Annotated in this window: 25 protein-coding genes and 2 pseudogenes; 9 read left to right on the forward strand and 18 right to left on the reverse strand. The window is 36.6% G+C overall.

The window, feature by feature from the left end; all coding sequences use genetic code 11:
* Positions 1–367: hypothetical protein (locus PVA17_RS17805; protein WP_337993618.1), on the forward strand; the 367-nt coding region annotated here is incomplete at its 5' end.
* Between the two features lie 469 nt (positions 368–836).
* On the forward strand, positions 837–1,661 hold the full coding sequence (locus PVA17_RS17810; RefSeq protein WP_274068443.1) for a DUF3888 domain-containing protein: 825 nt from the start codon (positions 837–839) through the stop codon (positions 1,659–1,661).
* Between the two features lie 252 nt (positions 1,662–1,913).
* On the opposite strand, the pseudogene PVA17_RS17815 reads toward PVA17_RS17810, so the two are convergent.
* From PVA17_RS17815 to PVA17_RS17850, 8 genes and pseudogenes are all read right to left on the reverse strand, one after another.
* Positions 1,914–2,177: pseudogene (locus PVA17_RS17815) on the reverse strand (MFS transporter); the annotation flags it as partial.
* A 136-nt stretch (positions 2,178–2,313) separates the two neighbouring features.
* The gene (locus tag PVA17_RS17820; RefSeq protein ID WP_274068444.1) at positions 2,314–3,501 is read right to left on the reverse strand and encodes an MFS transporter; all 1,188 of its coding nucleotides are present in this window, start codon (positions 3,499–3,501) and stop codon (positions 2,314–2,316) included.
* A gap of 65 nt (positions 3,502–3,566) precedes the next feature.
* On the reverse strand, positions 3,567–3,785 hold the full coding sequence (locus PVA17_RS17825) for a hypothetical protein (protein WP_274068445.1): 219 nt from the start codon (positions 3,783–3,785) through the stop codon (positions 3,567–3,569).
* A gap of 518 nt (positions 3,786–4,303) precedes the next feature.
* A complete protein-coding gene (locus tag PVA17_RS17830; RefSeq protein WP_274068446.1) occupies positions 4,304–5,353 on the reverse strand; it encodes an ATP synthase beta subunit C-terminal domain-containing protein in 1,050 nt (349 codons plus the stop codon).
* 430 nt (positions 5,354–5,783) lie between these two features.
* Positions 5,784–5,939: a hypothetical protein gene (locus PVA17_RS17835; RefSeq protein ID WP_274068447.1), complete on the reverse strand. Its 156-nt coding sequence runs from the start codon at positions 5,937–5,939 to the stop codon at positions 5,784–5,786.
* A gap of 376 nt (positions 5,940–6,315) precedes the next feature.
* The gene (locus PVA17_RS17840) at positions 6,316–6,477 is read right to left on the reverse strand and encodes a hypothetical protein (RefSeq protein ID WP_274068448.1); all 162 of its coding nucleotides are present in this window, start codon (positions 6,475–6,477) and stop codon (positions 6,316–6,318) included.
* Between the two features lie 62 nt (positions 6,478–6,539).
* Positions 6,540–6,890 (reverse strand): bile acid:sodium symporter, encoded by a 351-nt coding sequence (locus PVA17_RS17845; protein ID WP_274068449.1) that lies wholly within the window; start codon positions 6,888–6,890, stop codon positions 6,540–6,542.
* Positions 6,869–7,243 (reverse strand): hypothetical protein, encoded by a 375-nt coding sequence (locus PVA17_RS17850; protein ID WP_274068450.1) that lies wholly within the window; start codon positions 7,241–7,243, stop codon positions 6,869–6,871. Before PVA17_RS17850 ends, PVA17_RS17845 begins: the two co-directional genes overlap by 22 nt.
* Positions 7,244–7,368: 125 nt before the next feature.
* Between PVA17_RS17850 and PVA17_RS17855 the strand changes: the two genes are divergently transcribed.
* The gene (locus PVA17_RS17855) at positions 7,369–8,394 is read left to right on the forward strand and encodes an S-layer homology domain-containing protein (protein ID WP_274068451.1); all 1,026 of its coding nucleotides are present in this window, start codon (positions 7,369–7,371) and stop codon (positions 8,392–8,394) included.
* A 528-nt stretch (positions 8,395–8,922) separates the two neighbouring features.
* Here the strand turns inward: PVA17_RS17855 and PVA17_RS17860 are convergent.
* The gene (locus tag PVA17_RS17860) at positions 8,923–9,813 is read right to left on the reverse strand and encodes a LysR family transcriptional regulator (protein ID WP_132359631.1); all 891 of its coding nucleotides are present in this window, start codon (positions 9,811–9,813) and stop codon (positions 8,923–8,925) included.
* Positions 9,814–9,926: 113 nt separating this feature from the next.
* Between PVA17_RS17860 and PVA17_RS17865 the strand changes: the two genes are divergently transcribed.
* The gene (locus PVA17_RS17865) at positions 9,927–10,475 is read left to right on the forward strand and encodes a flavodoxin family protein (RefSeq protein ID WP_132359633.1); all 549 of its coding nucleotides are present in this window, start codon (positions 9,927–9,929) and stop codon (positions 10,473–10,475) included.
* A gap of 188 nt (positions 10,476–10,663) precedes the next feature.
* Here PVA17_RS17865 and ade read toward each other — a convergent pair whose 3' ends face one another.
* Together ade and PVA17_RS17875 are read right to left on the reverse strand one after the other, a co-directional pair.
* The gene (ade, locus tag PVA17_RS17870; protein WP_274068452.1) at positions 10,664–12,415 is read right to left on the reverse strand and encodes an adenine deaminase; all 1,752 of its coding nucleotides are present in this window, start codon (positions 12,413–12,415) and stop codon (positions 10,664–10,666) included.
* Between the two features lie 127 nt (positions 12,416–12,542).
* Positions 12,543–12,965 (reverse strand): pyridoxamine 5'-phosphate oxidase family protein, encoded by a 423-nt coding sequence (locus tag PVA17_RS17875; RefSeq protein ID WP_132359637.1) that lies wholly within the window; start codon positions 12,963–12,965, stop codon positions 12,543–12,545.
* Between the two features lie 159 nt (positions 12,966–13,124).
* On the opposite strand from PVA17_RS17875, the gene PVA17_RS17880 reads away from it, so the two are divergent.
* The 3 genes from PVA17_RS17880 (at position 13,125) to PVA17_RS17890 (ending at position 14,778) form a co-directional block, all read left to right on the forward strand.
* On the forward strand, positions 13,125–13,751 hold the full coding sequence (locus PVA17_RS17880; protein ID WP_132360065.1) for a YczE/YyaS/YitT family protein: 627 nt from the start codon (positions 13,125–13,127) through the stop codon (positions 13,749–13,751).
* A 144-nt stretch (positions 13,752–13,895) separates the two neighbouring features.
* Positions 13,896–14,183: a PadR family transcriptional regulator gene (locus PVA17_RS17885; protein WP_132360067.1), complete on the forward strand. Its 288-nt coding sequence runs from the start codon at positions 13,896–13,898 to the stop codon at positions 14,181–14,183.
* Positions 14,170–14,778 carry a DUF2812 domain-containing protein gene (locus PVA17_RS17890; protein ID WP_274068453.1) on the forward strand — a complete coding sequence of 203 codons (609 nt, stop codon included), beginning with the start codon at positions 14,170–14,172 and terminating at the stop codon, positions 14,776–14,778. Before PVA17_RS17885 ends, PVA17_RS17890 begins: the two co-directional genes overlap by 14 nt.
* Positions 14,779–14,825: 47 nt before the next feature.
* Here the strand turns inward: PVA17_RS17890 and PVA17_RS17895 are convergent, their stop codons facing one another.
* The 3 genes from PVA17_RS17895 to PVA17_RS17905 form a co-directional block, all read right to left on the reverse strand.
* Positions 14,826–15,458, reverse strand: a complete 633-nt coding sequence (locus PVA17_RS17895; RefSeq protein ID WP_274068454.1) for a 50S ribosomal protein L25/general stress protein Ctc — start codon at positions 15,456–15,458, stop codon at positions 14,826–14,828.
* Positions 15,459–15,709: 251 nt separating this feature from the next.
* A complete protein-coding gene (locus tag PVA17_RS17900; protein WP_274068455.1) occupies positions 15,710–16,627 on the reverse strand; it encodes an S-layer homology domain-containing protein in 918 nt (305 codons plus the stop codon).
* Positions 16,628–16,730: 103 nt separating this feature from the next.
* Positions 16,731–17,435, reverse strand: coding sequence for a YjjG family noncanonical pyrimidine nucleotidase (locus PVA17_RS17905; RefSeq protein ID WP_274068456.1), 705 nt, complete (start codon positions 17,433–17,435; stop codon positions 16,731–16,733).
* Between the two features lie 1,296 nt (positions 17,436–18,731).
* Here PVA17_RS17905 and yfkAB point away from each other — a divergent pair.
* A complete protein-coding gene (gene yfkAB / locus PVA17_RS17910) occupies positions 18,732–19,844 on the forward strand; it encodes a radical SAM/CxCxxxxC motif protein YfkAB (protein WP_274068457.1) in 1,113 nt (370 codons plus the stop codon).
* 676 nt (positions 19,845–20,520) lie between these two features.
* Here the strand turns inward: yfkAB and PVA17_RS17915 are convergent.
* On the reverse strand, positions 20,521–21,528 hold the full coding sequence (locus tag PVA17_RS17915) for an LLM class flavin-dependent oxidoreductase (RefSeq protein WP_274068458.1): 1,008 nt from the start codon (positions 21,526–21,528) through the stop codon (positions 20,521–20,523).
* A gap of 73 nt (positions 21,529–21,601) precedes the next feature.
* Complete coding sequence (locus PVA17_RS17920) at positions 21,602–22,027, reverse strand: hypothetical protein (protein WP_248716236.1); 426 nt, start codon at positions 22,025–22,027, stop codon at positions 21,602–21,604.
* A 215-nt stretch (positions 22,028–22,242) separates the two neighbouring features.
* On the opposite strand from PVA17_RS17920, the gene PVA17_RS17925 reads away from it, so the two are divergent.
* Positions 22,243–23,010 carry a TSUP family transporter gene (locus tag PVA17_RS17925; RefSeq protein ID WP_274068459.1) on the forward strand — a complete coding sequence of 256 codons (768 nt, stop codon included), beginning with the start codon at positions 22,243–22,245 and terminating at the stop codon, positions 23,008–23,010.
* A 126-nt stretch (positions 23,011–23,136) separates the two neighbouring features.
* On the opposite strand, the gene PVA17_RS25560 is transcribed toward PVA17_RS17925, so the two are convergent.
* Together PVA17_RS25560 and PVA17_RS25565 are read right to left on the reverse strand one after the other, a co-directional pair.
* On the reverse strand, positions 23,137–23,322 hold the full coding sequence (locus PVA17_RS25560; RefSeq protein WP_483308033.1) for a CysS/YqeB C-terminal domain-containing protein: 186 nt from the start codon (positions 23,320–23,322) through the stop codon (positions 23,137–23,139).
* A 27-nt stretch (positions 23,323–23,349) separates the two neighbouring features.
* Positions 23,350–23,820, reverse strand: a pseudogene (locus PVA17_RS25565) (YqeB family protein); the annotation flags it as partial.
* Between the last annotated feature and the right edge of the window lie 63 nt (positions 23,821–23,883).

Here is a 23,883-nt window from a genome sequence, read left to right on the forward strand (position 1 = left end):
AATTCAGACAGATAATACATTAAATTATTTAAAAACAGAGGTAAATAAAAATATAAAAAATGAAAATCTCTTAGATATATTTGGAAATGAAAATATACATAAAGACAATGACGAAGAAAATAACAAATCTAAACTTGAAATCAGATATGAAAATGGTTATATACGTAAATATATTGTGAAACCAAATGGACAAAGAATACTTATTATGGAGGTTAAACAAACCCAAGAAAATAGGAAAGAGTCCGGAGATTTAAAAGATATGTTGATACAACAGCTTGAACAGCTAACTAATCCAAAAAAATATGAACAGAATACTTCTATCTTAGAAAAAGAAAAAATTTTTTCAAAATATAAAACAGGTATTTGAGGACAATAATTTTATTGTACATTAGAAATCCTTCAAAAAAAGATGTCTGCTTTCCCCATAAGCAGATATCTTGTTATCTTAACTATACTTTGTATATATCATCAAAATGATGACCTTGGACAGAAAGGACTTTGGTTTGTATACAAACTCATCCTATCATACCTAGCCTTCTATGAGATTCGTGATCCTCGAACCATTGTTTTGTATCCAGCTTCTTTAGATTCCGCGTCGCCACGGACACCCTTGCTCTTGGTTAAGCTCTATGTCTTCGGGGTCCCGCCCCCCATTAAAAGTGCAAATCTACCCATACTTTCTACTAAATTCGGACCTAAAACAGCGCCAAGTGTTGTGACGGAGCAGTGGAAAACGTTGATACATCAATGTTTATAGAGGGAGTTTAGTTGAAGAATAATTTAAAGATTTCAGGGAAAAGTACTCATTAATTAAATCTATAGTAAAGGAATTTTTGATGAGGAAAATATTAGTAATATTATCTTTTGTTCTTCTTAGTAGCCATCAAGTAGTTGCGAAAAAACCACCGAATGAGAACTTATACAATGATGCTTTGCTAACAATATTTTCAGGAAAACTTTATCCACAAAGTGAACAACCTGATTATAAACTTATTTATGATACTTTGATTACAACTCTATTCCCCTCCATAGATAAAGAAATTATTAATTATTATGGCTATCCCAAACAATTTGAGAGTGCTAAAATACTGGGTATTACAAGAGAGCATGAGGGCAGTTTTGATTTTAATGCAGAAGTCCAAGTAACAACATTTGAACATGCACATGACCCTCCTTATGGTAAGGAAACAATGACTTTTAATATAAGTCCATTTGGGGTTAAAACCACTAGCTTTCAACATGAGGGCGATAAATTAGAACAGGATATAAATGAATTTTATAAAGCAACACTTTCAGATATAAAACAGTCTTTTAATCTGAATTTAGAGTCTTACCCTTCTTACACATACAATCAATTGCAATACCAAGCTGAAATAAATAATGAATTTAAATCTCTGTTTAATATTGCAGAAGAAATAGTAAGCAGCATATTGCTTCCTGAGAGAAAGATACCCAATAAAAATGTTATTGATCCTGTAACCTTTATAAAAGACAACACAGGTTATATACTCTTTAAAAAGTCCGATGGGACAAATGTAAATTATAAAGTACAAAAGAAAGATGGTAATTGGATAGTAACAGAAAAAAATAGTAAACAAGGTAAGAAAATGGATTATAAAATACCGTGGTATGTATGGAAAAAAATTAAGCCAACTGATTAATTCAGTTAGGCCGCAGATGATAAAACGAATAGCTAATGACATAGCTATTTTTTTATTAAGAGAAAAAGGCTCTTTTGATTTACATTTCGGTGTACCGAATGGCAACAAAGGAACCTTAAATTAAGTTGTTTTTTAATAACGTTTTATTTAAATTCACTCTATATTCTTGATTTTTCTCTACATGATTTTAAAAAAGTGCATTGTAACTTTGAAACTATTTAAGTAACCATCAAAAATTTTAGTATCAATCATTTATCTCAAGCTTTTCTTGACTAAAATGACAACTGGAATAAGGTTTAAAGATAATAGGCCTCCAGTTAAAGATAATGTTGCATAGCTTGTATTAGCTACTTCCATGCCTGAGAGAGCACCATCAGAAGCCCCTGCTAGTGCAACTAAAACATCCATTTTCCCTTGTGTTTTTGCTCGAGTGGACGGCTCAATCGAATCGACTATTTGAGCAGTACCACAAATTAAGCCAAAGTTCCAGCCTAATCCAAGTAAAGAACGAGCTACGGTTTTGGTTTTAGTGGCATTCCCTATCAGACCCCACGCTCCCCTCTCCCTTAAAAGATTGGGCTTTCCCGTTCGGAATATCTATAAAAAGCAATAAGAACTACCAAAGCATTTGGCAGTTCTTTTTTTGTTTTAATTAATGAGCATGCATAACAACACTCTTTTTCTTTGAATAGAGTAAAAAAGTGATAGTTAAACTTAGACTAATAATACCAAAAACAAGTCCCAATCCTCTTAAACCAACTAAATCTAACATCATGCCTGTTGACAATAAGACGACCTGAAAGATGACAGAATCAATCATATTACGGAATGAGAAAAATCGCCCATGAAAATCTTTTGGCACTTGCTTTTGAAAAATAACCATTGTCGTCGGGAAAAAGCAACCTACAGAAAAACCAAAAATGCCAAAAGTTGCTAACGCAAAAAATTTAATATCCGATAATAGTAGCATTAGCTCCATCGAACCGATGATCAATGCTAATGCAAAGAGTAGCGTTCCAATGTTCACCCGTTCCGTAATTAATTTCAAAGCTGCTGCTCCTAGCATGAAGCCTATGCCCTCCACTGTATATAATAATCCTGATATTGTCGTTGAATGATGAATCTCAGAAATTTTCATAATAACTAAATTAAAGGAGCCTAAAAATAATGTAGGAATTAACATTAAGACAAGTGTCATTAAAACAACCGGGTGCTCCTTCACCATCGGTAACACTTCTTTAAAGTCTCCTTTGTCCTTAGATGTTAACGATTGATTTGCCGTTTCATCTAATTGTAGGAAGTTCGTAATAACGAACATCAACATATAGACAATAAATGAAATGATGTACAACCATTTCAGCTCAAAGAAACTTAACATGAATCCCGCTGCAGCAGTACCAATAATCCTTGAAATCGTCCGTGCATTCATTTGCCAAGCATTTAATGTAATTAAATCCTTATCCTTTACAATCATTGGAATAATAGATTGTAAAGCTGGCATATAAAAGGCGGCTGCTATTTGCAACGTAATTAAAAAAAGAATCATCCAAATAACCGAATTTGTATAAAGTGCCATAAACATAAACAAAACACTTATAATTCGTCCTACACTAGCCCACTGTACAACTGTTTTTTTCATTGACCTGTCAATAATACGCCCAACCAACGGACCTACTACTAAACTCGCCAATATACCGCTAGAAATAATTAATGATTTGTGAAAGTCGGAGGGTACGACCTCTTGCATAAAAGCAAGATTCCCTATAATCCCAGCCCATAAGCCAAGACCTACAACAAATTCACCTAATAAAATTATCCATACATTCCGATTACGCCACATGCTATATCTCCTTGTTGTATCATTAATTAATAAATCGTAACAAAATTACAAATATTAGTACATAGTCATTTTACAATAATTTCATTGTCTTCAGGATCAACTACAAAACGTGTGCTTGGTTTCCGTTCCGACTGGGCGCTTTGTTGCTGCCGCTTCGCTTTCGCACAGAAAAAACATTGTTGCTGCCGCTTCGCTTTCGCACAGAAAAAACATTGTTGCTGACGCTTCGCTTTCGCGCAGAAAAATTGTTGCTGACGCTTTGCTTTCGCTACAGAAAAATACATTTGTTGCTGCCGGTACGTTAACACTACGCTTTCGCACAGAGCAAAGCTTCCTGGGGGCGTCCGATGAGCCACTTCGCTACAGAGTCTCAGGCCAACACGATGTTGGTCACGAAGGCGTTATCACAGGATGTGATGCTTTTATCCTTCGTTCCTTATTGCCGGACCCTGAGGAGTCGCCCAGTCAGAACGAAGGCCAACTATTTACATGTCATCCACAACTTTTGATGATGAACCTGTCTTTAATATATTTAGTTCTTTAATTACGGAATATCGCCTTTTCTATCATATGAGGACAGCGATAAAGAACATCATTTGATTCCATTATCAAACCGATGTCCGTGTAGCTTAAAATTTGCAAAAAATTCAGATGAAAATCACCTCTTTAATTTTTCAAAGAGGTGATTTACTATTGAATATTAAAATAAATTTGAAGATTGTAAAGAAATGTACTTAAACATACAGGTTAGATTAGTTGAAGAAGAAACTTTAAAAACAATAGACAAGGCCTCTTCCCTTTTCTAGGATTGTAGACTTCCAATAAACACTAATTCTGATGCATCTCTAGAATCTAAAGCACCGTTCATAATTTCTTGTACATCATTCAAAGTATCTTTAAGGCTGACAGATTGGCCCGGTTTATTTGTAAAGGGCTCAGCAGTATAAAAAGGCTGAGTTAGATATGCTTCAAGTTTCTCTCCTCTTTGGTATGTTTGTAACTCTGAAGTCGGAATCCGTTCAATCCCACTAACATTTACTAATGAACGAAGCTCCCGATAACGGCGAAGAAGTTTTAAGGCTTTTTGTTGAATTGTGAAATGTTCCTGATCCAAATGTGCTCCTTCGAGAACAGTTGATGTTGAACTAAGAGGATTAACGGCTGGATAGCGGTGTCTTGCAGCAAGATCAGCATCAAATTGCCAAAATGTTTCAAGTGGTCCATAAGGTAAATCTTCATCAACAACTTCGCCTGTCAAATCAACGAGGAAAGTTGTAACAGAATGAATTCCAATCCCTTGAAGTTTCTCCTGCAGTTGTTGGATACCTCCTGTTATAACATGGGTTCTGTCTGCAACGAACATAATATCTTTGTCTCCACCAATATTCGCAATACACTCATACGTGTCTTCAATGGTGTTTGTAATGATTTCTACATTTTCAACAAGATCATTTAATCCTTGGTGTTCACCTTTAGGCATTAAAAGGATTGTTTTATATGCTTCATTTTTAAGACGATAGAGTAATTCTGCTAAAACCACGAGCTGCCCCATTCCAGGGCGTGCAACCAAACCGACAGTACCTCCTTTTGCTATAGGAGCAAATAAATCTAACGTTTTTATTTTAGTTTCTATCATTTCAATTTTCTCCCCTCTGAGAATCAGATTATCCAAACTGCAATCGGCTAATGATGCAAGTGCAACTAAAGTCCGAACCTCGGCTCTACCAACAGGTATTTTTCCCGTGCATAAGTTAGAAACGGTTGCCGATCGTAAGCCAACTTGTCGGGCTGCACTTGTTAGATTCGGTACTTTCCTGCGTAATAAGCTTACATTTAATCTTAAGTCATCCATTTTCCCATAATTCCCCTCCTTTACTCTATATAGTAAATTAAACCGCGTTATATTGCAACGAAAATTACTCTATAAAATAATATTAATTACTTTTCAGAGTAAATTATGGAAGTGCTATTCAAACTTAAGGAAGAGGTACATTAATTGAACGACTAAGTTGCATGCAGTTTTTAGGGTACGCTTAAGTTATATATTCACACAAAAAATTGCTTTAATTTTTCATTAACCAAAAGAAGCTTAAGAGCAACAAGGGTCAAAAATAATTAAACTTTTTTATAGAATTTTATCTGTCAAATAAATAAGAGCATGTTTTGATCAATCTTTTTTCAAAACATGCTCTTATATTAAGGTTATTAATCAAAATTTATTACAAAGCTACAGTCTGATAGTATTTTCTGAGGAGCCTTAAAACTAACACCACGCTTTCAATTCATATTAATTTTTTTACAAGGCGCCGCCAGCCTATCCAGAAAATAATGACTATCATTCCTGCACCAACAGACTCTGTCAGTTTCCATAAAAGTATAAGAATTAGTAAAATAATTAACGGAAGAATCGTTAGTTTAACATCATCTAACTCTCTCATTCATGCACTCTTCTTTCTTAAGTGACATTATTAGTACTCAAAATACTTCTGACAAGCATAGAACACTTAAATTTCTTGTATAAAATAGGGCTTTGTTAACTCTCAAATTTATAGTTCTGATATGAAATATCTCCGCCATCCTACATTTAAATAACATGGGATACTGCTTATCTTCATCATATTCTGAAGGTAGCATAATGGTAACCTCATATTTTTTATTTTCACTTCATGATTTTGCAGCAAAATTTTTCTTCTTTTTGTAACAGCTTTACCATCATTAATTGTCACAAAATTAATGTTCTAATAACTGTCGATGGTAGCAGCTATTACATCTTATACACTCGCTTCCTCACGAACATCCGCGGATATCTATAACCTATAGTAAACGTTCCGCGTATTTCAGCTGATACTTTTCCATTACTCGGCTAAAGAACGAGGCTAGAACTTGCTGAAATAGCATACCAAACACCACAGGCATAACCGTTTCTGCCGGAAAGTATGTAGTCGCTATTACAACCCCTACAGCAATATTACGCATCCCTCCTGTAAAAACGAACATCGTAACGATGCTTTTATCCTACCAAAGCAAATGCCCTAATACTAAGCATATCCTGATACAGCTAGTAGAAATACGACCAAAATAACACGAACAAGCTCCAAGTTAATATTTTTAATATACGGGGCAATAGCACTACTGTTAATCATGACAATACTAAATAGGCTAAGTTTTGAAAAAGGGGCTAATTTCTTTCCTAAAGTAAGCTCAATTTCACCTTTAGTAAACTCATTTAACGCTACACCTATAAGTGAAGGCACAACAATCATCCAAAGTAAATCTAGAATGAGACCAACAGTATCAATTTCGATTGATTGCCCTACTACAATATGAAGTAATGCTGGGATGACAAAGGGCGAAATGAGTGTATCGATTAAAATAATCCCAAGACACAATGAAAGATGCCCCCTACAAATACTGACCCTGTTGGTATAGCGACTGCTAATACAAAACCAATTGTCAGTAGATGATCGCTAAAGATGATATTTGATACAAAATAAGCCCAAATCGGCATGAGTAGGTGTAAAAATGCAATAACAATTAATATAGCTGTTGGGTATTTTTTAAGATTTTTTATTCCTTCAAAATTCATGCTTAAACTACCTGCAAATGTCATAACAGCGAACAGCCACGGCACTAAAAATAATAGCTGATGCCCTATGTTCCCAAACAACACACCAATTACTAAGCTAAGCGGTGTTAAAATAGGCATCCATTTTTGAAGGTACTTATTTAAACGATTTACCATCTCTTTTTATTCCTTCTTTCATAAAAGAATAGTTTTCTTCAGTCTATAAACTAAAAAAATTTGCAGTTTATATCCATATCCTTCAAACTATTAACATGACTAGAAAGAAAGGATGACTTAGACAAATGAAAAAATTAGTGTGCACTTTATTGCTTCCCCTACTTGTTGTGGCAACTGGCTACACTGCACAAGCTGCTGGCTTTAAAGATGTGCCAGAAGATCACTATGCCTATGAAGCCATTATGTGGGCAGAGGAATACGATATCGTTAATGGCTATCCAGACGGTACATTTAAGCCCAATGCCACAATCACAGAGCAGCAATTCGCAAAATTACTTGCTAATTTTTATGAGCTTGAATCACCGTATGATGAGTTAAAAAAACAAACCCCTGCTAGAAACGGAGCTGACGAATATTACAATCGTCTTGCGAGCTATGGTGTTCCATTAAACGGATATTTTGATAATAATATTCGCGCAGCTAGTGTGAAGCGCGGTGTTGTGGCACAGGCAATTACACATTTAGCTAAAGGTAAAAGTGGATTGGATCAATCCATCCAATTTTTACTCGATTATTACATTTCCACTGGACAAAACTTTCAGTATGAAAACCGCAATTTACAGAAATTTTTTGGCGTAACTAACAATATGACACGAGCTCAAGTCGTAACAATGCTACACCGTATGGATGAAAGAAATTTTTATGAAATTTCAGAGGACGCACAGGCAATACATGAAAATACGAGTAATGCTTCTTTAAATACACGAGCAAAAAATGGACAAAGTCAGCTAGATAAAACGATGCAGCTGATAACACCTTCTAATAGTGCTTGGGATGGTAACTATTCGTATTACTATAAATGGGGTGCAGGCACAACTGATTTTAATCGTCGTGATGCCTATATTTCAAACGCAACAAGCAAAAGCTTTAATATATTTATTACTGCCAATGATGGGACAGCTGCAGGGAGTGTCGATGGGACAGCAACGATTACTTCTAGCACTAAGGCTGCGATGAACAAATCCTCAAACGGCAATCGTTGTGTAGTAGAATTTGAGCTCCTTAATAATGCGCTTAAAATTACCGAGGTAGATTGTCGCACAGAGCATGATGAAGGAACTAATTTTTCTGGCACTTTAAAGAAACAATAAGTTTTTCATTGACCCGAAGAAAACGTATAAAGGAACACCCTTGAGGTACTTTTATAATTCACAATAATTCACTTTCTTTGTGAAAAGAACTAAAAAGTGCGAATGGATAAAAATATTCATTCGCACTTTTATACTTATTTTAAACTAACCAAATACTACGTTTCTCCACTTCTCTATATACAACAATAACGTCTACACAACAATGCGTTTTATTTAACGTACTACTCTGTTTTCTCAGAAACTTTTTATTTTTTATCTAAGCGATCAATAACATTTTTTTCAACTGTAGGTTTACCTTTAAATAAACGTAGCGTGTACTTTATCTTGAACAGTTAATTCAAATAGTGCCTTCTGTGCTGATAACGATTTTAATAAATCTTTTAATTCTAAAGAAGAAACAAGTTCTACTTAACATAAAAACTATCTTTAACTGCCGCGTATCGTGACAAAACCACAAATTTAGATAAGCCTAAATTGTGGTTCCTCTTTGTTTAACGGTGTCCTATCTAAGTGACCTAGACCTTTTACTTAAAATTTCTTATACATCTTCATAGCAATCTCAATAAAATCAGCGAGATATGGAAACATGTGTTTATCCTTATGCCAAGCGATATCCGTAAAAATATCCGCTAAATTCATAGATGTAGTCAGTTCTTTTAAACGATTGTTTTCTAACTCCTTCTCCACCACCATTTTGGGCAAGAATGTAATACCTAAGCCCGCCATCACACATTGCTTAATAGCTTCAATACTTGCAAATTCAATCATTTGTATTGGTAGCGCACCTATCTGCTGAAGCTGTACTTCCAATTGATTGCGGTAGGAGCAACCGCTTTCTGTCAAAAGCATCGTTTCATTTGAGAGTTGCTGTACAGAAAATACCTCTCTGTCCACGTTGCTATTAGTAGGTGCACAGACAAAAACTAATTGCTCTTGAATTAGTCGCTCACGATGTAACATAGGTGTTTCCTTATATGCATCCGTAATAAATGCTATATCTAGATTGCTTGACTGTAATAAATCTTTGGCTATTTCTGTTGTATGCACAGGTTTAAAAATGATTTTGACTTGTGGATGTGCTTTCTGAAATTGTTGTAAAATACTTGGCAAACGGTACACACATTGACTTTCCTGTGCACCTATTTTTAATACCGCTTGTGCTTGTTGATTTAATACAGCTTTTTTCATATCTACATTTAAATCTAGCATTTTTTGAGCATACTGTTGTAATCGCTTGCCCCCCTCTGTAAGGGTAATACGTTTTCCAAGCCTCTCAAAAAGGACTACATCAAGCTCTTCTTCAAGCGATTTAATTTGTGCTGTAATACTCGATTGAGCATAGCCTAGTAGCTGTGCAGTCTGGGTAAAACTTAACGTTTCTGATGCTGTTAAAAACGTTTGCAATTGTTTAAAATCCATCTTCCCCACCTCTAAATCGTTTTTTTCGATGCATTCCATCGAAACATTCAGCTTTATCGATAATAAATATAAGTTTACACTTGTTATAGCCTAAAGAATAGAGGAGGATTATTATGAACATTACAGCTTTTATTGGAAGCTCTAGAGCCGGTAGTAATAGTGAACAACTAACTAATTATGTATTGGATGGCATAAATCATGTAAAAATAGATTTAAAAAATTTATCAATTGAACCCATTAACGATTTACGTCATGATCACAATGGCTTTCAGTTTGTAGATGATGATTATGATCAAATTATCCATGCGTTTTTAACAAGTGATCTTGTTATTTTTGCAACACCTATATATTGGTACAGCATGTCGGGAATCATGAAGAACATGGTAGATCGACTGAGTCATGCTATTCGAGATGAGCGGTTTCCACAGCTAAAAGAGAAACTACAAACTACAGAAGCCATTGTTCTTGCTGTTGGTGGTGACGATCCATATATAAAGGGTTTACCAATGATTCAACAATTCCAATATATTTTTGACTTTTTAAAGATGCCGTTCTCCTCGTATATTATCGGTGAAGCAAACAAACCTGGTGAAATTATTGATGATGAACAAGCACTGATGCAAGCATCCATATTAAATAAGAAATTAAAAGCACGTATTTAATAAACGACCTGAAAGCAGCTATGCTTTTAGGTCGTTTTTTTATATGGTCGAGAGGAAATCTTGAGGCAGCTTCAAATGTTTTTCTGTAGCGTAAGCGAAGCGGCAGCTACAAAGCGCTCAGACGGAACGGAAATCCCCCTCGTTTTGCCGAAATGGATACTACTTAAATCCATTGAGATATTCTAATGTTAAGCTTCCGCTTCTACCAGAATATGTTGGAATGTTGTCACATCAAATAGCCCTGTATCTGTTAGCTTTAAAGCAGGGATAACTGGTAATGCGACAAATGAAAACGTCAATAAAAAATGAAAATCTAGTGTTGGATTGAGCTCGTGTAGGGCGTTATGCAGACTCGCTAATTGCTTCTTCGCCTCATCTGCTGGTGCATCCGTCATTAAGCCCCCAATTGTTAATGGCATTTCCGCTAATATCTCACCATCTGCTACTATGACAAAACCACCTTGAATTTCTTGAATGCGTGACAGAGCAAGTAACATATCTTCATCATTCGTACCTACCACTAATGCATTATGCGAATCATGGGCTACAGTAGTGGCCACTGCCCCTTTCCGTAAACCAAAGCCCTTCACAATACCAAGACCTGTGGTATGCAAATTGTGATGCCGTTCAATCACTGCTAGCTTTAGTAAATCCTGTTCAACAGAAGGTACAAATACGCCATCTTTCACAGGTACATCTATTACTAAATGGTTCGTAATAAGCTGATTTGGTATAATTTCCAAAACATTCGCCTTCGTCCCTTTGTGGAATGGAATACTAAGCATGTCCTTCGTTACATGCGGTAAATGTACAGAGCGATGAATATGTGCAGGTACAATAGGTTCAGTCCGATTCGTTAACATCGCACCGTTTTCAGCAACCTTAACACCATTTTTCCAAACTGCCTTTGCACGCATATTGTCGATGTTCTCGATTAATACAAAATCCGCCTTATAGCCCGGTGCTAAAACGCCTCGATCATATAAACGGTAGCATTCAGCTGTATTAACAGTTGCAAGCTGAATAGCCTGCAATGGCTCCATCCCTTCCTCAACGGCCATTGCCACATCGAAATTAATGCTACCTTCATCCATTAACTCGTCAACGTATTTATCATCGGTACAAAAGCCAAAACGGCGTGCATTTGTTGCATTGACAGCAGGCAATAAATCACGTAAGTTTTTTGCTGCTGAGCCTTCGCGAATTAGTACATACATCCCTTGCTCTACACGATCAGAAGCCTCCTGTGCTGTTACACATTCATGATCTGTATGGATACCAGCAGCACGATAGCCAGTAATTTGATGACTATTTAAGCCCGCACAATGTCCATCTATAACTAAATTAGCCTGCTGTGAAAGAATAATCTTTTCAAGCATGCTGGCTTCACCATTTAATACCGCAGGAAAATCCATGACCTCCGCTAAGCCTCGAACATCTTCGTGCTTTAAAAACGGCTCTAAATCAGCAGCTGTCAGCGTTGCCCCCGCATTTTCAAAATGAGTGCCCGGAACACTAGATGGCAACATAACAAAGATATCCATATCTGCTTTTTTGGCATCTTCTAGCATAAACTGAATGCCCTCCGCACCTGCAACATTTGCTATTTCATGAGGATCTGTAATAACTGTTGTAACGCCATGCGGAATCAGTATACGGCTAAATTCTGCAGGTGTTAACATCGATGACTCTATATGTATATGTCCATCAATCAAACCAGGTACAACATATTTGCCTGCGCCATCCTCTTCGTATTTAGCTTTAAATCTATTCATTGTATCAAGCGCCACAATTTGCCCATTGTTAACGACAATATTTGCTTTTTTCCACGTCAATGTAAAAACATCTGCAACTTGTACGTTACGTAAAATAAAATCCGCCTCATTTTTCCCTTGCGATGTTAAAATATTTTGTGCAAGCTGTTGTAGTTTGTTGGTCATTCTTTGCACTCCTTTTTTCTTTTTTGAATTATCATGCATGAACACTCGTCTAAATTCAAGTTAAGACTTATTATGTAACAAAGAATATTTCTTCATTTTCGATAAATAATCAAAAAACGACCACATTTTAATGGTCGTTTGTAAATTCGAGTTCTTTAGGTGGATCTCCTTTTTTATTCATCAAGCGCATACGAATCGGCTCGATTTTTAGTGTAATCATTTCATCTTGATTACCAACGAAAATACTTGTAAAAAGTTCGGCTAACTTATTTTTTATTCCTTCCTCTAGAATTTCTGTTAGCTTTCCTTCAATTTCAACATATGTGTCACCAAAGCCTCCATTTTCGTATCCATATAATATATGTGTATACGGGTTTTTGCGAAGCTCTTCCATTTTTTCAGAATGTTTATTCGTTACTGTGTATAATACAAAATCTTCATGTTGGAATGTCATATAGCGTGAGTACGGTTTGCCATTCTCAACTGTTGCCATCGTTCCTATTTTTTCACGATTTAAAACTTCTAGTATTTCATCTCGCACAGAGGTCATATCATCTCATCCTTTCTTATCCCTACTATTCTGTCCTTATTTAGCTTACCTAATCCTATTTTTTGAAAAATGCGAATTGACAATATTCGATTCATTTTAAAATCTATTGTTATAATAATTTGTTGAACAACATGAATTTTTAGAATGAGGGTTATAATGATGAAGCAAGCATTTTTCACACGGTGTCTGTTCTTCTTAACGGGTATTTTGCTTTTATCCTTAGGTATAACATTGACAATTAAAGGTCAGATTTTCGGTGTTGGTTCATGGGATGTGTTACATATTGGACTAGCTAAAACATTGGGATTAACTATTGGTACTTGGTCCATTCTCATCGGGCTAGCCATAATAGCGTTTGATATAGTAATGACAAAGAAGTTTCCGCTCCCAGGTACATTTATAGATATGTTTTTAGCAGGAATTTTTATTGATATTTTTAACTATTTGCTTCCTGATATAGATGGTTTTTGGATGCAACTGCTTTCATATGTATGTGGCTTACTATTACTTGGCTGGGGTTGCGGTATGTATATGGTGGCAAATTTAGGGATTGGCCCTCGTGATTCATTAATGCTCTTAATGGTTCATAAGCTTGGCTGGAGTGTCACACGCTCTCGAACAACGATGGAAGTAACTGTCGCTTTAATTGGCTTTTTACTAGGTGGTCCTATCGGCGTTGGTACTGTGCTAATGGCTTTCGGACTCGGACCGATTGTACAGTTTGCTTTAACGTATAATGAAAAATTATTTATGAGATGGACTGGCGTGAAAAGCGCTGTAGTATAGGCTTACAAGACGATGCAAAAGTGCATTGTCTTTTTTTATTCGGTTGCAATATACAGTTCAACTATATATAATCGAACTATATAGTTGAACTGTATATGAGGTGAACTTGTGAAAAAACATAAATTACTCCCTTTATCTGAAACCATGCATTATATTCTACTCGCCTTACGTGAACCATTACATGGTTATGCAATGATGCAAAAAATCGAAGAAATGAGCGCTGGTAGTGTAAGGATTGCTGCTGGTACTATGTATGGCGCAATTGAAAATTTGTTGAAATATCATTGGATTTCGCCTGTAGAAACCCATGATACGAGGCGTAAGGTTTATCAAACAACAGCTGAGGGACTAGAAATACTAGCTGTCGAACAACAAAGATTACAGCGAATTTTATCTTTATATGAGGAGTCTGATGGACATGAAAAAGTTTAAAATCTTTTTTGATATCGAAAAGGAAGAGCAATGGTTAAATCATATGTTGTCCAACGGGTGGGTTTGTACAAATGTGAGTTCTAGCGGATTTTATACATTTAAAAAGACAGCTGATCTTGAACAAGTCATCCGTATTGATTATCAGCAAGATCTTCGGCGTGAAAAACGAACTAACTATAAACAGTTATATGAGGATTTTGGATGGCACTCATTAAAGGAAAAACCATACGATGGTACCTATTATTGGTTAAAAAGAAAAGATGGCAACGATGAATTATTTTCTGATAATGATTCGACAATTTCTAAATATAAACGATTAATGAAACATTCCAGCAATTGGGTAGTGCTATCTTTTATATTGTTAATGATTTTTTATTCCAATGACCATTCTTATTACATTTTCAATATTAAAGATGCTTATTTTACGCCAGGTTTATGGGATGCAAAGGGTTTTGCTTTTCTATTTGCTTTTTTATTCGAAACACCATTTGCCATCATGCGTATTATCCCACCATGGCTATTTTTAGCAACTGGCAGCATGTACCTATTCACGTATTTCCGTTATCGCCAATCCATACAGAAACTTTTAGAATAAACTGCAAGGAGCCACTTACCAAGTGTAAGATGGCTCCTTTTTTGTTTCTATTTTTCTGAATCAGCTGGATTTTTTCCTGTAGCCTCAATTACTTCAGGGGTTCCATCTACTGTATCTTCCTGCACATTTTCAGCGGCAGGCGGAGTAATTGTCACTAATGTATAGTCATCTTCTTGTAAAATTTCAAAGGTAAACTGCTGACGAATATCTCCTACATAAAGTGATGTCCCGATGGCTACATCAGTCACATCAATCTCTATTGTTTCTGGAATTTCTGTTGGACTTACTTTTATGCGAACTTCACGATTAGGCTGTAATAGGAATCCACCATCTGCAACTCCAATAGCATTACCAGTTACCGTTACAGGAATATCAACCTCTAGTTCCTCTGCCATATTAATGGACTTGAAATCTACATGCTTAACATTACCCTTTAATGCACAGCGTTGTACTTCTGTTAACACTGCATTAATCTGTTTACCGTCTACATCTAATTGAAAAACATTTTTATTGCCGAATTGAGCTAACATTTTCGCAAATTGTCTGGCATCTAGTGATACAGCTGTTGATTCCATTTGATAGCCATATACAACGCCCGGAATAGCACCATTTTGTCTAAGCTGAGTTAATGAGGATTGACGCCCTTTATCGCGTTTTTTTACAGTTAAAACAGTATTCATCGATATTCCCCTTTCTGGAAACTAGTCTCATAAAAGGTTTTGCCCGTTCTATAGATTTTTATACATGAGCACTACGGATAGCTTTATCTAAAGTTCGCGCCGGTGCTCTAGTTCTTCTATCCGTTATAATTTACCGTAAAAAAAGCCGAGACATTGTTATGCTCGGCAAAATTTATCTTCATTCTTATTTTCTGCGCGTCAGCGTAGCGTCCAGCAACAACGATTACGCTTTGACGAAATTGATACTATAATTACAATCTTCCAGCTGCACTTAAAGTCATTGCTAACATTTTAGCAAACTCTCCACGGGTAATAAATTGATTTGGCAAGAGATATGTATTAGTATCTAGAGCACCGATTGCATACAAAGTCTCAGTATGACGCAATGATTCCCCTTGGAGATAATAGGTATCCTGATAAGGTAAAATCACATACTCTTCTTCTTGTACAAAATTAACAGCTTCTAATGTTCGACCAAGCATTAAAATTGCCTGCTGGCGTGTGATTTTGCCATTTGGATCAAATATAGTTGGCGTTTTTCCGTTTATGATTCCTAGCGAATGCAACGCACCAACATAACCACTATACCAAGATTTTTTAACATCTATATCTTTGAATTGTTTTGTTTGTACTTGTTGAAAGCTAAATGCGCGAGTTAATAATGCACTAACTTGAGCACGTGTTAGGGAATCATTGACACCAAAGTTATCAGCTGATTTACCTTGAACGATGCCCCTCCTCGATAAAGTACTAATATACGAACTATACGTTGATCTTTCTATATCACGAAAATAATTAGGCGGTGAATTATCAAATTTTAATTCTGCATTATTATGAATAATAGCAATTACTCGGTCATTTAAATCTCGATAAGCAACCGGCTCCAACGCCCCTTTTTTAACAACTTGTTTTAAGACCCCATCCTGACCATTTTTAAAAATTTCCACTTCTAATGGCTGACGGTTATTGACAATATTTGCTTTAACACTAAAAATATCGCCTTTTTCTGATGCATTAAGTGTAGCACCATATGCAGAGTACACCGTCATATTTGGCGTTTTCATATGTACATAACTAGTCGGCTCTTGATAGGCATATGCCTGCATTGGAATGGCTAATGATATACTTAACAATCCAACCAATACACCCTTTGAAATTTTTCCCTTCATCTTATTTCTCCCTTCTTTCATCTAACACAAAATTGTTCTATTCAAAAACTAAACTTTAATTGTTCGAGCTTACGAACAGTTGAAGCGTAGTATAAATATTTACCTAAAAAATTGCCACTTTGTTATCTAACAACAAGTGTAAATCATGAAGCTTTTTAATTTCATATTGTGGTTGAATATCGCTTGTATTTTCTATACCACGTATATTAAACCAGCATGTATCAATACCAGCTTGTAGTCCTCCTTTAACATCAGATGTTAAGGAATCACCAATAATCAAGGTTTTATCTTTATTTATATTATCAATACGTTCAAAAACATAATCGAAAAAAGCGGGCATTGGTTTTTGATAGCCTGTTTGCTCCGAGATAAAAATTCCTTGGAAAAATTGTGCTAAATTCGCATCCTCTAGTCGTTTATTTTGAGTAATTGTTTTGCCATTTGAAACGACATATAACGCATAGTTACCTGCAAGCTGTTCAATTACTTCGTAAGCACCATCTACATAATGATGTGCCTCTTTCAAATATTTTTGAAAAATCGCCTCAAAATACTCTCCATCTACATCTAAGCCGAATTCCTTAAAAGCAATTGAAAATCGAGTGTTATGTAGCGCTTCTTTAGACAACTCACCACGTTCAAAAGCACGCCACATAGATTCATTAATCTCTTTGTAACGAGCAATCATCGTTGGCGTTACTGCAATATTTTCCTGTTTAAATAAACGGTCAAGTGCTGCATTTTCAGCTAAGTCAAAATCTAATAATGTGTCATCCACGTCAAACAATAATGTTTCATACTTAGTCATGTCATTTCCTACTTTCTTTGGTGCTGTATTACCATTTCACTCCTTCTATCATATCGTTTTTTGAGAAAAATAACAGTAAATCTATCCATCATCCTATTTTACAGAATTTTAGGAAATCTTACGGTCACTAATTCGATCCGTCGTTATTGGATTGCCTTCCGTCGTTGCCGGAGTTCTTTCCGTCGCTCTAAGACTTCTTTCCGTCGGTTGGCCCTGCCTTTCCGTCGCCACTAATTCAATCCGTCGTCATTCGATTGCCTTCCGTCGTTGCCGGAGTTCTTTCCGTCGGTTGACCCTGCCTTTCCATCGCCAATAATTCAATCCGTCTTCATTGGATTACCTTCCGTCGTTGCCGGAGTTCTTTCCGTCGCTCTAAGACTTCTTTCCGTCGCTTGGCCCTGCCTTTCCGTCGCCACTAGTTCAATCCGTCGTCATTCGATTGCCTTCCGTCGTTGCCGGAGTTCTTTCCGTCGCTCTAAGACTTCCTTCCGTCGCTTGGCCCCACCTTTCCGTCGCCACTAATTCGATCCGTCGTCATTCGATTGCCTTCCGTCGTTGCCAGAGTTCTTTCCGTCGCTCTAAGACTTCCTTCCGTCGCTTGGCCCTACCTTTCCGTCGCCACTAGTTCAATCCGTCGTCATTGGATTGCCTTCCGTCGTTGCCGGAGTTCTTTCCGTCACTCTAAGACTTCCTTCCGTCACTTGGCCCCGCCTTTCCGTCGCCACTAGTTCAATCCGTCGTCATTGGATTACCTTCCGTCGTTGCCAGAGTTCTTTCCGTCGCTCTAAGACTTCCTTCCGTCGCTTGGCCCTACCTTTCCGTCGCCACTATTTCAATCCGTCGTCATTGGATTGCCTTCCGTCGTTGCCGGAGTTCTTTCCGTCGCTCTAAGACTTCCTTCCGTCGCTTGGCCCTACCTTTCCGTCGCCACTAATTCGATCCGTCGTCATTCGATTGGCTTCCGTCGTTGCCGGAGTTCTTTCCGTCACTCTAAGACTTCCTTCCGTCACTTGGCCCCGCCTTTCCGTCGCCACTAATTCGATCCGTCGTCATTCGATTGCCTTCCGTCGCTCAAGGACTTCCTTCCGTCGATGCCGGAGTTCTTTCCGTCGCTCTAAGATTTCCTTCCGTTGGTTGACCCTGCCTTTCCGTCAAAGGTAAGTTGTTATAAGTTTTTCCTTCATTGAGTAACAAAAATGATCATCTTGCCAAAAAATAGCCCTTTCGATAATTTCATATTTGAAAATAACAGCGAATATGAGACAATAGAGTGCTAGAAAGGAAGATGTACCAATTATGAAGACCATACAAAAAATTACGCCGGCCTTTGATCCATGGGAAACGTATTTAGATGTTGAACAACATGGGCATATGACCCTATCTAATATTGAATTCACAACAACGACTCTTTGTAATATGCGCTGTGCACACTGCGCAGTTGGCTATACATTACAAACGAAAGATCCAGAAGCTTTACCAATTGAGCTAATTATAAAGCGTCTAGATGAAATCCCACACCTTAAAACAATCTCGATCACTGGTGGAGAACCGATGATGTCTAAGAAATCCGTTCAAAACTATGTATTGCCTTTATTGAAATATGCGCATGGACGTGGTGTCCGAACACAAATTAACTCCAACCTAACATTGGAACCAGAACGTTATTTACTGATTGCACCGTATTTAGATGTGCTACATATTTCACATAACTGGGGTACTATCGATGAATTCGTCGAAACAGGCTTTGCCATGATGGAGCGAAAACCGACTTATGAACAGCGTGCAGCTTTGTTCCAACGCATGATTGATAACTCAAAAATGCTAGCGGAACACGGTGTAATGGTATCAGCGGAAACTATGTTAAACAAAAAAACTTTACCTTACTTAGAGCATATCCATAACCAAATCATCAACGAAATGAAATGTGCACGCCACGAGGTGCATCCAATGTACCCTTCAGATTTTGCTAGCGCCCTTACGTCTTTATCACTTGAAGAAACGCGTGAGGCGATTCATCATCTACTTGACATTCGAGATGAAAATACTTGGATGCTATTTGGTACGCTACCTTTCTATCCATGTAGTATGAATGAAGAAGATCAAAAGCTTCTAAAACGACTGAGAGAAGAAAAAAACGTGACGATGCGTAATGATCCAGATGGTCGCTCTCGCTTAAATGTCAATATCTTTACAGGTGATGTCATTGTAACAGACTTTGGCGACACACCTGCGCTAGGCAATATTGTGAACGACGAGTTACCAGTGATTTTCGATAAATGGATGGCAACAGATTTAGCGAAGTCACTAAACTGTCACTGTCCAGCAGTAAAATGCTTAGGCCCTAACGTTCTTGTTCAAAATATGTATTATAAAGATACGAAATTTGTTAGTGGCTCTGCTAGAGTTTAAAATGGAAAATGTCCAGTGCAAATGTATGCATTGGACAGTTTTTATAAAATATATTACTTTTACCTTAAAATTATCTATACCTTTACTATTTAGTATGTGAGATCAATTTCTATGGCTAATACTTTCACCACCATTCAATCGATAGGAGTCATTCAAACTTGCTAATTCTCTTTTAAAGATTTTAATACGTATGAATTCAAACTCTTTATTCTTTCAATCTCTTCTCTCGATAAAGCCTAATAATTCATTATTTCTTCAAACTGTTCATGCCGTTTAAGTAATTATTTCACTAACTGTACCCGCTCTTGTTTACGACCTTATTCTCTTCCCTTTTTGATTCCATCAATGTAGCGGGCTTCTTCATATACTTTAACCGAGACTGGTAAGAAAAAAACAGGGGAATTTTCATCTTTCATAAGCTAACGCTCCAATTCACGATATATGGTTGTTATGATGTTGGCATCGATCCATAAGTTTATATCAAAAAAAGCGATGTTCCGTTCCCGTACTGAACATCGCTTCTTTTTTGTTATTTTTCACAAAACTACTGATATTTCTATCTCCACAACTCTATTTTTCTCGTTGTACTGCCTTTATTTAAGATTCATAGATTTTTCGCTAGTGTAATCAAAGCTACTCTTGTCGATTAGAAGGTTTTACGTAAGTACTCTCGCGGCTAAAGCTGGGGGGTTCTTAACAATTCCTTCGCAATTAGCGTATAAGTATTCATGCGACTTTCTAGTGCATATTGATTGCAATTTAGCATCACTTCGTCAAATCCATAAAGCTCTTGCTCTGCTACTAAAAATTCTGCGACTTCTTTCGGAGTTCCGACAAGATTGGCTTTTCGATTATTGGCGATTGTCATTTTATCCAATTCTGTAAGTGGATAATCCTTTGCTTCCTCGGGTGATATCGCTTGAATAATTTGACCCTTCATGAGATGAAGACGTGTAATATCAATCGGTTTCGCCAAATATTCCGCTTCCTCTAGCGTATCTGCAACTGTCGCTGCATAAGTAACGATAATTTGTGGCTTCTCCATGTAATCGGAAGGTATAAAGTAATCTCTATACGTATCAAATATATCCTTTGACATATTGCCAGTGAAAAATTGTGCATATGAATAACCTACACCAAACCGACCTGCCTGCATAGCGCTTTGACCACTTGACCCAAGTAACCAAGCTTCAGGTAATTGGATATTCGCTGGTGCAGCAATTACTTGATCATAGACATCTTCCCCTGTTTTTTGATTATTCATCAGTTTTAATATTATTTCGAGCTTATCGTATTGCTCTGTAAATCGTTGTCTCCGTCCCTCTGCTAGTGCATAAATAGAGGCATGATCACCACCAGGAGCTCTGCCAACGCCAAAATCAATACGATTTGGCGCCAAGCCACTTAATGTTTTAAAAACCTCGGCCAACTTATATGGCGAATAGTGCATCATCATAACGCCTCCAGTACCGATTCGAAGGCGTTTTGTTTTTGCTGCTAAGAAAGCGGCTGTAACTTCGGGAGCTGAACTTGCCAGTGAATGACTATTATGATGCTCTGCTAACCACATACGATGATAGCCAAGCTCTTCACCTAAAAGCGCTATTTGTTCTGTACGCTGAAAGGCTTCCTCAGCAGTATGATCTTTAGGAATAGGCATTTGATCTAAAATACTTAATCTCATTAAAAACACCCTCTCTGTCTAAACACTCCCCTCTACTTTAATATAGGAAGATCTTTTTACAAAGCAAAAAACCTTACTCATAGGCTAGCCGCTTTGAATGCCATGTTTCATAAACCATGCCAATAAGCAACCGGGTTTGTACGGGACTCAATACGACATCATTAAATTTCATTGCATATGCAGTAAATTTCTTTGTTTGTTCATCCACCACAAACTGTAAAATGGCATGCCCTTTTTCACCTTCAAATGTAATATCACCCGATAATTCGACAACATGTTCACCTGTTTTTGCTTGGTAATACCGCCAATACGGTTCAAAAAATGCGTAATTAAATGCATTACGAACAGATACATCTGAAAAATTCCCCAAATATCCTTCTTTTACTATATCGATATATTCATTATCAGTTATATCTTTTTTGGCATTATATACATATCCGACAAGTAGCCCCATAAACACAACGCAAATAAATACTCTTATATGATTCCCTAAACTCAAATGCAATCACGTCCCCTTTACGCAAAAAACATTATCACCTACATATTACATTAAAAAATACACACAAAGTAGAATATTTTTGATTTTTATAGAATTTTAAAATATTTAAAAATATCTAATTGTCAAAATTAATAGAGAAATACTATTTAAGCTATTTACAGTCCCGTTTCATTTCGCTACTATCAAATAATTATTATAGAAAAGAGATGACCACCGTGCCTTTCGATTTAGATGTAAACATTTTACTCATTCTTATTTTTTTTGGCTTTCTAGCAGCATTTATTGATTCTGTTGTAGGAGGCGGCGGACTTATTTCATTACCCGCACTTATGTTTGTTGGTCTTCCACCATCTGCAGCCGTGGCTACCAATAAATTAGCGGGCACTATGGGGTCATTAACGAGCACCATAACATTTTATCGCTCTGGAAAATTGGATATTAAAGCTGTTTATAAATTGTTCCCCTTCGTTTTTATAGGTTCCATGCTTGGTGCATGGATTGTCCATCTTTTGGACCCAAGCGTTCTAAAGCCGCTAATGCTTGTCATGCTAGCAGCTGTGGCTATTTATACTATTTTCAAAAAAGACTGGGGTAGCGTTTCTACCTATAAAAATCTGACGCCTAAACGTTACACATTTTTCGTAGTGATCATTACCTTAATTGGCTACTATGATGGCTTTTTAGGGCCAGGGACAGGCTCGTTTCTACTGTTTGCCTTTTTAATAGTTGGCTTTGACTTTTTAAAATCAGCAGGCAATGCAAAGTTTTTGAATTTCGGAAGTAATATCGCCGCCCTTCTTATGTTTATATACTTAGGGCAAATAAATTATGCCTATGGTTTACCAATGGGACTTGCACAAATTGCTGGCGCTATCGTTGGTTCTAAATTTGCCATTAAACGTGGTAGCGGATATGTACGTAATTTATTTATCGTTGTGACAATTCTATTACTGTTAAAAAATACATATGACTATTTTTCATGATTATTTATATCTTTAAAAACAAAATAAAGCGGTGCAATTATATGAATTGCACCGCTTTATTGGTTTTGTATATATGTTGTTTTACAATGGTCAATTCTCAATTTTTGAAGAGGCCATTTTTGCCGTTTATCGATAATATTGACTTTTATTTTTTTCTTTTACAGATACTCTTAGCTTCCAAAGCTCTTTAGCTAACTGAAATACTTCTTCATCATTCCCATCTTCAATCGCTACTTTTCTTGCTTTTAATAGAGCATTTGCAGCAGGCGATAGCTCAGGGCAATCCAGTACCCATTTTTTATAATCTTCTATAAAAGGTGCTGTATCACTCCAAACATAATTATGTTTTAAAAATGCAGCACCAACTGTATTTCTATTAAGCTCTTGTTTATAACGAAACAGCTCTCTATCATCGTTACCTAATAGTACTATTTGCTTTCCATCTATAAATACAAGTGAAATATCTTCCTTTTTTAAGATGGTTTCATCATCTCTAAGTTTTAACATAACTTTCTCATCGTAAATAGTCATTTCTAAGCTTTCATGAAAAGAAAATAATGTCACCATAATTCCCGCAAACAATCCAAGAACCATTGTGATAAAACCTACCCATGCTCCATTATAAGATGCAACTAGATTTAAAGGCCCTTAAAAGGGTACCCATGGTAAAGTAACAGCCCACTTAGCAATACTTGGAAGGAACCAACCAAGCACTAAACCGAGTAGTGGGAAACCAAGCCACAAGATCACTTTATCGGCTTTGGAAAAATTCAACAATGTATAATTATTATCCAAACTTTTATTCATCATTTCACCTTTATTTATTTAATATTAGGTAAATAATAACACTAGATTAATATACTGTCAAAACGA

The organism is Lysinibacillus sp. CNPSo 3705 (genome assembly GCF_028674935.1).
Lineage (GTDB): Bacteria > Bacillota > Bacilli > Bacillales_A > Planococcaceae > Lysinibacillus.

Bases quoted from the DNA above. Each gene is read 5' to 3' on its own strand.
- yfkAB (WP_274068457.1), top strand. From the start codon at position 18,732: ATGAAGACCATACAAAAAATTACGCCGGCCTTTGATCCATGGGAAACG.
- PVA17_RS17865 (WP_132359633.1), top strand. From the start codon at position 9,927: ATGAACATTACAGCTTTTATTGGAAGCTCTAGAGCCGGTAGTAATAGT.
- PVA17_RS17810 (WP_274068443.1), top strand. From the start codon at position 837: ATGAGGAAAATATTAGTAATATTATCTTTTGTTCTTCTTAGTAGCCAT.
- PVA17_RS17905 (WP_274068456.1), bottom strand. From the start codon at position 17,435: ATGACTAAGTATGAAACATTATTGTTTGACGTGGATGACACATTATTA.
- PVA17_RS17825 (WP_274068445.1), bottom strand. From the start codon at position 3,785: ATGTATTTTTCTGTAGCGAAAGCAAAGCGTCAGCAACAATTTTTCTGC.
- PVA17_RS17895 (WP_274068454.1), bottom strand. From the start codon at position 15,458: ATGAATACTGTTTTAACTGTAAAAAAACGCGATAAAGGGCGTCAATCC.
- PVA17_RS17885 (WP_132360067.1), top strand. From the start codon at position 13,896: ATGCATTATATTCTACTCGCCTTACGTGAACCATTACATGGTTATGCA.
- PVA17_RS17820 (WP_274068444.1), bottom strand. From the start codon at position 3,501: ATGTGGCGTAATCGGAATGTATGGATAATTTTATTAGGTGAATTTGTT.
- PVA17_RS17900 (WP_274068455.1), bottom strand. From the start codon at position 16,627: ATGAAGGGAAAAATTTCAAAGGGTGTATTGGTTGGATTGTTAAGTATA.
- PVA17_RS17890 (WP_274068453.1), top strand. From the start codon at position 14,170: ATGAAAAAGTTTAAAATCTTTTTTGATATCGAAAAGGAAGAGCAATGG.
- PVA17_RS17860 (WP_132359631.1), bottom strand. From the start codon at position 9,813: ATGGATTTTAAACAATTGCAAACGTTTTTAACAGCATCAGAAACGTTA.
- PVA17_RS17830 (WP_274068446.1), bottom strand. From the start codon at position 5,353: ATGGATGACTTAAGATTAAATGTAAGCTTATTACGCAGGAAAGTACCG.
- ade (WP_274068452.1), bottom strand. From the start codon at position 12,415: ATGACCAACAAACTACAACAGCTTGCACAAAATATTTTAACATCGCAA.
- PVA17_RS17875 (WP_132359637.1), bottom strand. From the start codon at position 12,965: ATGACCTCTGTGCGAGATGAAATACTAGAAGTTTTAAATCGTGAAAAA.
- PVA17_RS17840 (WP_274068448.1), bottom strand. From the start codon at position 6,477: ATGCGTAATATTGCTGTAGGGGTTGTAATAGCGACTACATACTTTCCG.
- PVA17_RS17880 (WP_132360065.1), top strand. From the start codon at position 13,125: ATGAAGCAAGCATTTTTCACACGGTGTCTGTTCTTCTTAACGGGTATT.
- PVA17_RS17835 (WP_274068447.1), bottom strand. From the start codon at position 5,939: ATGAGAGAGTTAGATGATGTTAAACTAACGATTCTTCCGTTAATTATT.
- PVA17_RS17855 (WP_274068451.1), top strand. From the start codon at position 7,369: ATGAAAAAATTAGTGTGCACTTTATTGCTTCCCCTACTTGTTGTGGCA.
- PVA17_RS17850 (WP_274068450.1), bottom strand. From the start codon at position 7,243: ATGGTAAATCGTTTAAATAAGTACCTTCAAAAATGGATGCCTATTTTA.
- PVA17_RS17915 (WP_274068458.1), bottom strand. From the start codon at position 21,528: ATGAGATTAAGTATTTTAGATCAAATGCCTATTCCTAAAGATCATACT.